Source organism: Phocaeicola sp. ICN-14070, assembly GCF_037892625.1.
Classification (GTDB): Bacteria; Bacteroidota; Bacteroidia; order Bacteroidales; family Bacteroidaceae; genus Phocaeicola; species Phocaeicola plebeius.
In genome coordinates, this window is the sequence record NZ_JBBKBF010000003.1 from 49,748 (window position 1) to 62,810 (window position 13,063).

The following is a 13,063-nucleotide window of genomic DNA, read 5'->3' on the forward strand; positions in this document are numbered from 1 at the left end:
ATATATTAATTAGGATATCTTTGGTAGCAAAGAAACTTATTCTTTTTGAAATAAATCAGGTGTGAATGTCCTTATAAATGTATTTTTGTACGATATTCTATGATTCCGTACGTTTGTCTGCATTCTGTTTGGTAATAAGCCTCTAATTTTGCCTTTACAATAACCTAAGATGAAAATGTATGAAAACAAAGCGATTCCTGAATATTAGTCTTGCCAGCCTGTTTTTGGTAAATATGGCTTATGCACAAGATTACCAGTTTGATTTTAGTGAGAAGAAAAAAGTAGAGAAGGGGGTGATTCAAATCTCTTCAGATTCCATATATCCTTGTGAGGGTGGTTACGGGTATGATTTTTTACCTGCACCAGCGAAGAAAAGTAACGAGCCTTTTTTCTTTTCAGTAGACGTTCCTGATGGAAACTATTTGGTAACAGTAACTTTAGGCAATGCCCGGAAAGCAGGATCTACCACGGTGCGTGCGGAGTCCAGACGTTTGTTCCTGGAGAATATACCAACTCGGAAGGGAGAGTTTCTGACCTATCGTTTTACTGTAAATAAGCGTAATACAGTAATAGCAGATGGCGAAAAAGTACAGATTAAGGAACGGGAAAAGAATAAATTGAACTGGGATGATAAGTTGACATTTGAGTTTAATGGAGATGCTCCCTGTTTGGCTAGTCTGAAAATTGAGCCGATAAATGATGTGGTGACCGTTTTTTTAGCAGGTAACTCTACTGTAGTAGACCAGGATAATGAGCCATGGGCTAGCTGGGGACAGATGATTCCGCGCTTTTTTGATGAACATGTATGTTTTGCAAACTATGCGGAAAGTGGTGAACGTGCCGATACCTTTATTAAAGCTGGTCGTTTGAAGAAAGCTTTAACTCAGATGAAAAAAGGGGATTATATGTTTATTGAGTTTGGACATAATGACCAGAAGTTAAAAGGGCCTGGCAAGGGAGCCTATTATTCATTTGCCAGCAATTTGAAATATTTTGTAGATGTAGTACGTGCAAAAGGGGGAATTCCGGTTTTTGTGACTCCTACCCAACGTCGTTCATTTGATAATTCTGGTAAAATACAGGAAACACACGAAGACTATCCTAGTGCAATGCGTTGGGTTGCTCAGCGTGAGGGAGTGCTGGTGATAGAATTGCATGACATGACCCGTGTGTTTTATGAAGCTATGGGGGTAGAACCTTCTAAAAAAGCTTTTGTACATTATCCGGCAGGAGCTTATCCGAACCAAACGAAGGATCTGGCTGATAATACCCATTTCAATCCTTATGGAGCTTATGAAATTGCTAAATGTGTGATTGAAGGTATTAAGCAGTTGAATCTTCCCTGGGTTAAATATTTGAGAGATGATTATCATCCGTTTAATCCGGCAGCACCTGATCGGGTAGATACGTTTAAGTGGAATGACAGTCCTTTCACAGAGGTTGAAAAACCTGATGGAAACTGATTTTTGTAAGTTGGTTGAATATTATAAGTTTTAATAGGTATACTAACAATATTTAGGGTAGAGAGAAAAAGGGCGAACCGGTATGCATCCGGCTCGCTCTTATGCTTTTAACAGACATGTTTCTGTACAAAAGCACATGATTGTGTACGATATTCCATGTAGATATAATCTCTTTGTGCTATCTTTGGCAAGTTAAAAAACATTTAGATATTGTATATGAAAAAACACATAATGTGGGGAGTCTGGTTGCTGGGGGCAACCTGCTTTTCTTTTTCTGCTTATGCGCAAAATAAGGTGAAAGCGCCAATGGAAGATGTTAACCAGGTCGTAGATTTGACTCTGGATAGTTTGAATAAGGCTAAAACGGCTCGTCCGGTTGCGGGGTCTACCCGTAAAGGGGATAATCCTGTACTTTTCTTGGTAGGAAATTCAACGATGCGCACCGGAACGTTAGGCAATGGAAATAACGGACAGTGGGGATGGGGATATTTCTTCCATGAATATTTTGATGAAAATAAGATTACAGTTGAAAACCATGCGTTGGGTGGAACCAGTAGCCGTACATTTTATACTCATTTGTGGAAAGATGTCCTGAAAGGAGTAAAAAAAGGTGACTGGGTTATTATCGAATTGGGACATAACGATAACGGACCGTATGATAGCGGCCGGGCACGTGCGTCTATTCCTGGCATTGGTAAAGACAGTCTCGAAGTAACAATTAAGGAGACAGGAGTTAAGGAAACAGTGTATACTTATGGCGAATATATGCGTCGTTATATTCGTGAAGTCAAGGCCAAAGGAGCTCATCCAATTCTTTTTTCTCTTACTCCGCGCAATGCTTGGGAGGATAAGGACAGTACCATAATAACTCGTGTAAATAAGACCTTTGGTTTGTGGGCCAAGCAAGTGGCTAAAAAAGAACATGTACCTTTTATTGACCTTAATGAGATAACAGCTCGTAAATTTGAGACTTTTGGCAAGGAAAAGGTAAAATATATGTTCTACTTGGATCGCATTCATACCAGTGTGTTTGGAGCACGGGTAAATGCTGAATCTGCCGCCGAAGGAATTCGTGAATATAAAAAACTGGAACTGGCTCGTTACCTGAAACCGGTCGAAAAAGATACAGTTACAGGATCAACCCGAAAGAAAGGTTGTCCGGTGTTATTTACTGTAGGTGACAGTACGGTACGTAACCAGGACAAAGACGAGAATGGTCAGTGGGGATGGGGAAGCGTGATTGCCGAACTGTTTGACTTAAATAGAATTTCTGTAGAAAATTGTGCGAAAGCGGGTCGTAGTGCGCGTACTTATTTGGAGGAAGGTCGCTGGGATAAAGTTTATAATGCCTTGCAACCTGGCGATTTTGTATTGATTCAGTTTGGACATAACGATGCTGGAGCTATTAATACCGGAAAGGCGCGTGCCGAACTTCCGGGAGCTGGAGAAGAAAGTAAAGTCTTTCTAATGGAAGCCACTAAAACTTATGATGTCGTGTATACATTTGGCTGGTATTTGCGTAAATTTATCCGCGATGTTCAAGAAAAAGGAGCTATCCCTATTGTGCTGAGTCATACGCCACGTAATATGTGGGATAATAATGAGATACAGCGTAATACTACGTCTTTTGGAAAATGGACACGGGAAGCTGCTGAAGCTACAGGTGCGTATTTTATTGATTTGAATAAGTTGTCAGCAGATAAATTGCAGCAGATAGGTTATGAACAAGGCCTGAAGTATGTAGCTCCTTATTTCTGTAAAGACCATACACATACATCATTGAAAGGAGCGCACTTGAATGCGCAAAGCATTGCAGAAGGTTTGAAAGAAACAGATTGCACATTGAAAAACTACTTAAAATAAATGGAGGTACTATGAAACGTGAAGCTTTTAAAATGTTCCTGAAACCAGGATTTGAAAAAGAGTATGAAAAACGTCATGCAGCTATCTGGCCGGAATTGAAACAGATGTTGTCTGAAAATGGGGTGTATGATTATTCTATTTATTGGGATAAAGATACCAATATCTTGTTTGCTTGCCAGAAAACGAAAGGTGAAGAATCTTCACAGGATATGGGAAATAACCCGATTGTGCAGAAATGGTGGGATTATATGGCCGACATTATGGAAGTAAATCCTGACAATTCTCCGGTTACCATTCCTTTGCCAGAGGTTTTCCACATGGATTAAGCAGGTAATTCAATACAAAGAATGAAAAAAGTGCATGGCTTTTTTAGTGATGCACTTTTTTTATATTTTTGCAAATAATTTATACAAAATAAGGCGGAATGAACAGGTTATTCTTCTTCGTATTCTTTTTAATAGTATCGTGTGTAGAAGGTATTAAGGCTTCGGTGGATGTACGTTCCACTCGTTTTACAACTACATCTGGACTAGGGAACAATTCGGTCAGATATATGTATCAGGACAGTAAGGGATTTATCTGGATGGGTACCCTTAATGGCCTTAGTCGTTTTGATGGAACTTCTTTTGTTACATTCCGTCCTCGAAAAGGAAATAAACCCTCCTTGCCGGATCATCGTGTACAGGAAATAGTAGAGGATCAAAATTGTTTCTTATGGATAAAAACAACTGGCGAGCTGGTAGGATGCTACGATTTGAAAAAAGACTGTTTTGTAGATTTTACGGGGAGTGGTGAATATTTACGTCATTATTGGAATGTCTATTTTGTCAATAAAAATGAAGCTTGGGTAACGGGAGAAAGAGAAGGATGTCGGTTAATACGTTATCAGAAGGACCGTACTTTTACCTCAATTGCTTTCGATACTCGTAATGGGCTTGCGTCAAATCTTATTCGCGATTTGAGGGTGGGTGCAGAAGGCTGGGTCTGGATTGCCACAGAAAAAGGACTTTATTATTGGGATGGAAAGAAACTCCATGCGGTAGATGAGCGTATGGAGTTTAGGAAAATAGCAGTTTATGGGCAGAAAACCTATTTTTTGGCAAATAAAGGAGGGGTTTATACTTTCCGGAATGGGGCATTAAAAAAGGAAGTTTCTATTGAAGGAGATTTTACTTATTATGATAACCTGATATTAGGTAAGAAATGGCTGATTTTTAGTGCTACCAGCACGTGGTGTTTTGATTTTGATACGAATGCTTTGACTTTGGCCGAAGAGGCACTTCAAATAAAAAGAGCGAAGGTTATTAAAGATAATAGAGGAGAATCGTGGGTTTATGGAAATAATGGAGTGCTGACTTGGATTGACTCACAATCGGGGAAGGTGACACCTTTTTTATTGATGCCGGAAGAGAAACGCAATTATGTGGATCGGGAACGTTATTATGTGATACACGATTCACGTGGAATTATTTGGATTGGAACTTATGGAAACGGTCTGTTTGTATATGATGTGGCAAACAGACAAATGAAACATATCGTGGCCGACTCAGACAATACGCAAAGTCAGATTGGCTCAGATTTTCTGCAATGTGTCATAGAAGACCATTCTGGCAATATATGGGTAAGTTCTGAATATACGGGTGTGTCCCGTTTGGAAGTCTTGAATGAAGGTACGCTTCGTATTTTCCCGGCTGGAGAAGGGAAGTTTAATCGTTCGAATACGGTGCGTACCTTACATCGTCGTTCTTCGGGAGATATTATTCTTGGAACCCGTGATGGAAAAATGTATGCATATGATTCACATTTGAATAACAAGAAGGAAGAAACTGCTTATGGGAGTAATATTTATGCAGTAGTGGAGGATATGGATGGAGTTCAATGGTATGCTTCGCGTACGAAAGGACTGATAGTAGGCAATCATGTGTACACACATAATCCTTCTGATTCGTCTTCTTTGGGGTCAAATCAAGTCTTTTGTTTGTTGAAAGACAGCAAAAACCGTATATGGGTTGGAACTTTTGAAGGAGGGCTTGATTTGGCTATTCCGGGTGAGACGGGTTATAGTTTCCGCCATTTTTTAACTTCCACTTACGGACAGCGTCAGGTTCGGGTGATTTTTGAAGATAATAACCGTTGGATATGGGTTGGAACCAGTGAAGGTGTTTATGTGTTCCATCCAGATAAGCTGTTGAAAGATCCTTCTGCTTATTATAGCTATACCTTTGATAACGGAATGCTGAGAAGTAACGAAATCCGGAGTATTGCTTCTGACGGAAAAGGGCATATCCTGGTAGCAGAATCGGGAGCCGGATTTTCGGTTTGTTCTCTTCCGAAAAACGGGGATTATAGTCAACTGAAGTTTGAGCATTTTGGACCGGAAGATGGTTTGGTTAACGGAATGGTACAAACTTTTGTGCCGGATATGAATGGTAAAATATGGATTACCACAGAATTTGGTGTTTCTTGTTTTGATATACTTCGTAAGACGTTCGAGAATTATTTTTTCTCTATAAATATGCTGGGCAATGTGTATGCCGAGAATTGTGGACTAAGTTTGGATGACGGTCGTATTGCCTTTGGTACAAACTATGGATTGACGGTGATTGATCCGCGTAGAGTGAAACATCCGGAAAGTAAAACGAAAGTTACATTTACAGATTTGCGGTTGAATGGCATTTCTGTCAGTCCCGATGAACCGGATTCTCCCTTGGATATGTCTTTGGCTTATGCCTCAGAGGTGAATTTACAGTATTATCAAAGTTCTTTTGTGGTAGAGTTTTCTACGTTTGACTATTCGGGAGCTGGAGGTTCTAAATTCAGTTACAAGCTTGAAAACTATGATAAGGGGTGGAGTGTTCCTTCGTCCTTGAACTTTGCTGCTTACAAAAATCTTTCTCCCGGGACCTATTATCTTCATGTAAAAGCGTCTGATGCTTCCGGATTATGGGGAGCGGAGGAGTCTGTATTGAAGATTGTGGTGAATCCTCCTTTCTGGAAAACACCGTGGGCTTATATTTTGTATGTGATAGTGATAGCTGTATTGTTGTACATTGTATTCCGTATTATACGTAATATGAATACTTTGCGCAACAAGATTAAGGTAGAGGAACAGCTTACTGAGTACAAACTGGTGTTCTTTACCAATATTTCACATGAGTTCCGTACGCCGTTGACGTTGATACAAGGTGCGTTGGAGAAAATTCACCGTTTGAAAGTACCTAAGGAGATGGCATACTCTCTTAAGATTATGGACAAGAGTACGGAACGTATGTTGCGTCTGATTAATCAGTTGCTTGAATTCCGTAAGATGCAGAATAATAAACTGGCCTTGTCATTGGAAGAGACAGATGTGATAGCTTTCCTGTATGAAATTTATTTGAGCTTCAAGGATGCGGCAGAATCAAAAAACATGGAGTTCCGTTTTATTCCTTCTTGCCAGTCGTACCGGATGTTTATTGATAAGGGAAATGTAGATAAGGTAGTATATAATATTTTGTCTAATGCTTTTAAATACACTCCCTCAAAAGGAAAGATTGAGTTTGTGGTGAATGTAGACGAAGCGGCCGGTAAACTGAAAATGCGTGTGTCTGATACGGGGGTCGGCATTCCTAAAGAAAAACGGGGAGAATTGTTCAAGCGGTTCATGCAAAGTAATTTCTCTGGTGACAGTGTAGGAGTAGGTCTGCATCTGACACATGAACTGGTCAATGTGCATAAAGGAACAATTACGTATGAAGAGAATCCGGGAGGAGGCTCCATCTTTATTGTGACTTTGCCAACGGATAAGTCTGTATATGAAGAAAAAGATTTTCTTGTGCCGAACAATGTACTTCTGCGTGAAGAAGAGAGGGCCGAAAAGCATTTGGCAGATGTGGTATTGAAAGATGAAGAAGGACTGGAGGAAGTCCTTCCGGTGAATCCGCTGAATAAATACAAGGTCTTGATTGTGGAGGATGATAATGATGTGCGTGAATTCCTGAAAGAGGAGCTGGGGGTATATTTTGAGGTTGTAGCAGAAGCCGACGGAGATGCAGGATTGGAACGTGCGCGTAATTATGATGCGGACTTGATTATCAGTGATGTGGTCATACCGGGATGTTCAGGTTTTGAACTGACACGGAAATTGAAGACTGATTTTAATACCAGTCATATTCCGGTTATTCTGCTGACGGCCATGACTTCTGTAGACAATCATGTGAAAGGAGTGGAATGTGGAGCCGACGCTTACATCACGAAACCGTTTAGTCCGCGACTGTTGTTGACACGTGCGTTTAAGTTGATAGAACAGCGTGAAAAACTGAAGGAGAAATTCTCGCATGACCCGAATCAGGTGCGTCCGGCTCTTTGTTCCTCTGATAAGGATAAATTCTTTGTAGAAAAGATGGGGCGCATTATGGAAACGCAACTGGGTAATCCTCAGTTTACCGTGGATGAGTTTGCTTCCATGATGGGAGTAGGACGTTCTATCTTTTACCGTAAGGTGCGAGGGGTAACAGGTTATTCTCCCAATGAATACATACGTATTATGCGAATGAAAAAAGCGGCAGAGCTGCTTTCCTCTCCGGAGAATCTGACGGTGGCCGAAGTTTCTTACCAGGTAGGAATTAACGATCCGTTCTATTTTAGTAAATGTTTTAAACTGCAGTTTGGTGTGACTCCTTCCGTTTATCAGAAAGGAGGAAGAGGGGAGAAGGAAAAAGAAGCAAATGCTGATTCTGAAGTCAAAGAAGAATAAGCTGGAGGTTGATTCTTCTTTGCTATTTGGAATTTGCAAAAATTAGAAATGAGCGGCCGATATTATAAATATCTGATGAAAAATGTCGGTTTTTCTGCAAAGTTTATGGTTAAAGGCATGTAAAAGTAATAAATATTGAAATTGTATAAAGAAAAAGTATTACCTTTGCACGAATACAAAAACATAGAAGATGGGACATCATCAATTAGACAGTTTAGACGAACAAATTCTGCGTATGATCGCAGGCAATGCACGTATTCCTTTTTTGGAAGTAGCACGTGCTTGTAATGTATCGGGAGCCGCTATTCATCAGCGAATTCAGAAGTTGACGAACCTGGGAATTCTGAAGGGTTCAGAATTTATCATTGACCCGGAAAAGGTAGGTTATGAAACCTGTGCTTACATCGGTTTGTATTTGAAAGATCCGGAGCAGTTTGATACTGTAACGGAAGCTTTGAAGTTTATTCCGGAAGTAGTGGAATGTCATTTTACGACAGGGCAGTATGACATGTTCATCAAGATTTATGCGAAGAACAATCATCACTTGCTGGAAATTATCCACGATAAACTTCAACCGTTGGGCTTGTCGCGCTCGGAAACAATTATTTCTTTCCGTGAAGCTATCAAGCGCCAGATGCCGATAATGGATCTGGCGAATGATGAAGATTAAAATCGCGAGGCTTATTTTTGCGTACGTTCGTAATCTACGAAACTATAGGAGTAGAGATGCTTTTCGTCTGTCGGATGGCATTCTCTACTTTTTTCTTTCCATAACTCCGGACTTACTTCCGGGAAGAACGCATCGGCGGGTGCCTGCTCATCGTCTACTTCTGTAAGGTACAGGCAGTCGGCCAGTGGGAGTGTTTCCGTGTAGAGGGTAGCTCCTCCGAGGATAAATACCTCTTCGTCTTCCTTGCAGGTATGCAGGGCATCGGCCAGTGTGTGGAAGCATTCCGCACCTTCAAAGTGCAGTTCCTGACGGCTGAGTACCACGTTTCTCCGGTTGGGGAGAGCTCCTTTCGGAAGAGATTCAAACGTGTGGCGTCCCATGATGATGGTATGTCCGGTGGTCAGTGCCTTGAAGCGTTTTAAGTCGTTAGGCAGCCAGTAGAGCAGCTTGTTCTGATAGCCTATTCCTCTTTTCTGATTGATGGCTGCAATGATGGATAGTGTCATGTCTGGTGGTTCTTAATGTTATACAGATACTTTTCCGGCAATGTGAGGCCAGGGGTCGTAATTCTCCAGCTGGAAATCTTCGTAGTGGAAGCTGAAAATATCTTTCACGTCCGGATTGATTTTCATGGTAGGCAGGGGGCGCGGGGTACGGGTGAGCTGCAGGTCTACCTGTTCCAGGTGATTCAGGTAAATATGAGCGTCGCCGAGTGTATGAATAAAGTCGCCCGCTTTCAAGCCGGTTACCTGTGCCATCATCTGCAGCAACAGGGCATACGATGCGATGTTGAAAGGTACTCCCAAGAAGGTATCGGCGCTGCGCTGGTACATTTGCAGACTGAGTCGTCCGTTGGCTACGTAAAACTGGAAGAATGCATGACAGGGGGGAAGGTTCATGTTGTTCAGGTCGCCCACGTTCCATGCACTGACTATGATGCGTCGTGAGTCGGGATTATGCTTGATGGTTTCCACTGCTTCCGAAATCTGGTCGATGAACTTGCCGTCATAACCCGGCCATGAACGCCACTGGTAACCATAGATGTGCCCTAAATCACCGTTTTCGTCTGCCCATTCGTTCCAGATTCTGACCCCGTTTTCTTGCAGGTATTTCACGTTGGTATCTCCTTGTAAGAACCAGAGCAGTTCATGGATGATGGATTTCAAGTGAAGTTTTTTGGTCGTGACAAGCGGAAAGCCTTCTTCCAGATTGAAGCGCATCTGATGTCCGAACACGCTGATGGTGCCCGTTCCGGTACGGTCTTCTTTTCGTACTCCTTCCGTACGGATGCGGTGCAACAAATCGAGATATTGTTTCATGATTGGATTTTTTTTGTTTGTGCAAAGGTAGCTAATTTTTTTGTATTTTTGCCGCCGTAATCAATTGCTGGAAACATGAATTTACCTTCTGATTTTATCCTCCGTACACGTCAGTTGCTGGGAGATGCGGAGTTTGCTGCTTTGGCTGAAGCATTGGGAAAAGATACGCCTGTCAGTATTCGGATGAATACGGATAAAAGTGACCTTGTTCCGCAGGAAAGCACTGCTGTGCCCTGGTGCCGTGAGGGATATTACCTGTCCGGTCGTCCGTCGTTTACGTTCGACCCTTTGTTTCATGCGGGCTGCTATTATGTGCAGGAAGCTTCGTCTATGTTTCTGGAACAGGCGCTGCGGCAGTATGTGCAAGAGCCGGTCACGATGCTCGATTTGTGTGCGGCTCCGGGAGGGAAATCTACCTTGGCCCGTAGCGTGCTTCCGGAAGGCAGCTTGCTGGTTGCCAATGAAGTGATGCGCAACCGTTCGCAGGTGCTGGCCGAGAATCTGATAAAGTGGGGAAATCCGGGGGTGATTGTAACCAATAATGATCCGGCTGATTTTACAGAATTGGGACCGCTGTTCGATGTGATTCTGACAGATGTGCCCTGTTCGGGTGAAGGAATGTTCCGCAAGGATGAAGTGGCCGTGCAGGAGTGGAGCATAGAGAATGTGGACACCTGCTGGCAGCGTCAGCGCCGTATCTTACGGGATATATGGCCTTGCCTGAAGACCGGAGGCCTGCTGGTTTATAGCACGTGCACATATAATCGGGAGGAAAATGAGGACAATGTGGCATGGATTGCTCAAGAACTTGGAGCAGATGTACTTCCTTTGGAAATGCAGCCGGACTGGCACATTACGGGAAATCTGATCGGTACGGAGTTTCCGGTTTATCGTTTCCTGCCTCATAAAACTACGGGCGAGGGCCTGTTTCTGGCAGTTCTGCGGAAAACAGCGGATGAACCCGCGGTAAGTATGCGGACAAAGACCGGTGGGAAGGCTTCCAAAAAAGGAAAAGGAGGTAAGGTCGTTGCACTTCAAGTGCCTAAGGAGATGAAAGCATGGGTGAAGGAAACCGGAGACTATGTGTTTGAGGTAAATGACAATGAAGCGATGGCTTTTCCCGCTGCCTATAAAGATACGTATGACCTGCTAAAGAGCCAGTTGCGCATACTTCATGCCGGAATTTCTTTAGGGGAATTGAAGGGAAAGGACTGGCAGCCTTCGCATGCGCTGGCCATGAGTACTGCTTTTGAGAAAGAATCGTTTCCGATGGCTGAACTGACTTACTCGCAAGCCATCGCTTATTTACGGAAAGAAGCAGTGGTACTTTCACCGGAAATGCCGAGAGGATATGTGACGCTTACTTATCAAGGTCAGGTGTTAGGATTTGCCAAGAATATTGGTAACCGGGCCAATAATCTGTACCCGCAGGAGTGGCGAATCCGAAGCGGATATTTGCCGGAAATTATTCCGGATTTATTCGGTTAAAAAACGTCTTTACATTCGTCATAAAACACAAGTGCGTTTCAAATCAAACGCAAGTACGCTTTATTTGAAACGCAAGTTCATTTTAATCAAAACGCTTTGGTGTTTTCATCCAAACATAAAGATGTTTTTCTGAAAGAGCTAAAGCGTTTTGATGAAGTTTTTGTAACTTTCTGAAATATAGAAAGTTGTTCTATTTTAGGGTTAAGGGAATTCCTTTGTAGAAATCCAGTATCTTGGTACGGAACAAGTAGTCGTATTTAGCTTGTACGCAGTCGGATACAGCTTTCATCCAGTTGGTTCGGGCTTCGTTGTATTCCGTAGCATTTGCTTTTCCATACATGTATTTTTCTTTCATCAGCTTGAAAGAGGCTTCTGCTGCTTCATCTGCCACCTGACTGCTCTGGTATTTGCTTTCTGCATTGACGGCATTGTAGTAGGCTTGCTGGATTTCTTTGTAAAGTTTCTTCTTGGTTTCTTCCAGTTGCCAGTTTAAGGTAGTCTGTTCAAGGCGTGCCGTGCGTACGCGGTTGCGTGTACTCAGTCGGTTGAAGATGGGAATGCTTAACGAGAGTCCTACATACTGGCTGAAATTATCTTTCAGCTGAGAGTGGAAGCTTGGATTTTCTCTTCCCGATACATTATAGTAACTTGTTCCAAGTCCGGCTCCGAAGTTTAGTTGCGGATAATAGGCACTTTGTGCAATGCGGATGCTGCGTGCAGCTCCTTCCAGACGGTATTGTGCGGCTTTGATGGACGGCTTGGTCAGTAAAGCCTGACTGTAGATTTCGGCAGGAGGAGTCAGTGTACCGAACAGTTGCTCCGGCTGGATGTCGGGAGAGACAATTCGGAAATTGTCGGGAGAGGGCAGTTCCAGCAGCTGACTTAGGTCGAGCAGAGACAGACGGTAGTCGTTTTCAGTCTGCACCAGCGACAACTGGTCTTGTGCTACGCGCGACTTGGCTTCATACCATTCGGCTTCAGACGCCTTTCCATTTTTGAAATAGGCCTCCTTTTGTGTCAGCATTTCCTGGCTTAACTCTACCTGCTGCCGGGCTATCTTGACTAGTTCTTCGTTGAACAACACCTGCAAGTAAGCAGAGGCTACCTCAATGCTGATGTCTTCTTTGGCCTTGTTCAAGTCTTCGGTGGCCGCTTTCAGGTTCAGTTTGGAGAGCGCAATGTTGTTGGGTATCTGCATACCGGTAAACAAGGGTACACTCGTACTCAGGTTGAGGCCGGTGTTCTGTGTGTTGATACTCTGGTACGTATTGTTGGCCTGCAAGCTTCGTCCGAAGTTGAAAGAGTGAGAGGCACTACCGTTCAGGTCGGGCAGACGGCTCCATTTGGCAGTATTCAGTTCCACTTCGCTTTTGTCACGAGCTGCCTCCTGTTGTTTGACGGTCAGATTATGAGCAATGGCATAGTCGATGCAGCGAGTCAAGTCCCATGCCTCCTGAGCCTGTGCGCCATTGGCCAACAGCATACTGATGCTCAGTACGGTCAGTAGTTTTGTATTGATTTTCAT

The 13,063-nt window shown here is 42.9% G+C and carries 9 protein-coding genes; 6 read left to right on the forward strand and 3 right to left on the reverse strand.

Annotated elements, in window-relative coordinates; translation table 11 throughout:
- Window positions 1–233 precede the first annotated feature (233 nt).
- The 5 genes from WKT20_RS01515 to WKT20_RS01535 all read left to right on the forward strand — a co-directional run bounded on the left by WKT20_RS01515 (window position 234) and on the right by WKT20_RS01535 (window position 8,731).
- The gene (locus WKT20_RS01515; RefSeq protein WP_340416726.1) at window positions 234–1,463 is read left to right on the forward strand and encodes a rhamnogalacturonan acetylesterase; all 1,230 of its coding nucleotides are present in this window, start codon (window positions 234–236) and stop codon (window positions 1,461–1,463) included.
- 216 nt (window positions 1,464–1,679) lie between these two features.
- Window positions 1,680–3,326 (forward strand): rhamnogalacturonan acetylesterase, encoded by a 1,647-nt coding sequence (locus WKT20_RS01520; RefSeq protein WP_278560251.1) that lies wholly within the window; start codon window positions 1,680–1,682, stop codon window positions 3,324–3,326.
- An 11-nt stretch (window positions 3,327–3,337) separates the two neighbouring features.
- Entirely contained in the window at window positions 3,338–3,652 is a 315-nt protein-coding gene (gene rhaM / locus WKT20_RS01525) for an L-rhamnose mutarotase (RefSeq protein ID WP_040313315.1), read from the forward strand.
- 98 nt (window positions 3,653–3,750) lie between these two features.
- Complete coding sequence (locus WKT20_RS01530) at window positions 3,751–8,061, forward strand: hybrid sensor histidine kinase/response regulator transcription factor (protein WP_340416710.1); 4,311 nt, start codon at window positions 3,751–3,753, stop codon at window positions 8,059–8,061.
- A 190-nt stretch (window positions 8,062–8,251) separates the two neighbouring features.
- On the forward strand, window positions 8,252–8,731 hold the full coding sequence (locus WKT20_RS01535; RefSeq protein WP_117700746.1) for an Lrp/AsnC family transcriptional regulator: 480 nt from the start codon (window positions 8,252–8,254) through the stop codon (window positions 8,729–8,731).
- An 11-nt stretch (window positions 8,732–8,742) separates the two neighbouring features.
- Here the strand turns inward: WKT20_RS01535 and WKT20_RS01540 are convergent, their stop codons facing one another.
- Both WKT20_RS01540 and WKT20_RS01545 read right to left on the reverse strand, forming a co-directional pair.
- Entirely contained in the window at window positions 8,743–9,237 is a 495-nt protein-coding gene (locus WKT20_RS01540; protein WP_270765106.1) for a dihydrofolate reductase, read from the reverse strand.
- Between the two features lie 18 nt (window positions 9,238–9,255).
- Entirely contained in the window at window positions 9,256–10,050 is a 795-nt protein-coding gene (locus WKT20_RS01545; protein WP_007563267.1) for a thymidylate synthase, read from the reverse strand.
- Between the two features lie 75 nt (window positions 10,051–10,125).
- On the opposite strand from WKT20_RS01545, the gene WKT20_RS01550 reads away from it, so the two are divergent.
- Window positions 10,126–11,538 (forward strand): methyltransferase RsmF C-terminal domain-like protein, encoded by a 1,413-nt coding sequence (locus tag WKT20_RS01550; protein ID WP_117700744.1) that lies wholly within the window; start codon window positions 10,126–10,128, stop codon window positions 11,536–11,538.
- Window positions 11,539–11,728: 190 nt separating this feature from the next.
- Here the strand turns inward: WKT20_RS01550 and WKT20_RS01555 are convergent, their stop codons facing one another.
- Window positions 11,729–13,063 carry a TolC family protein gene (locus tag WKT20_RS01555; protein ID WP_340416711.1) on the reverse strand — a complete coding sequence of 445 codons (1,335 nt, stop codon included), beginning with the start codon at window positions 13,061–13,063 and terminating at the stop codon, window positions 11,729–11,731.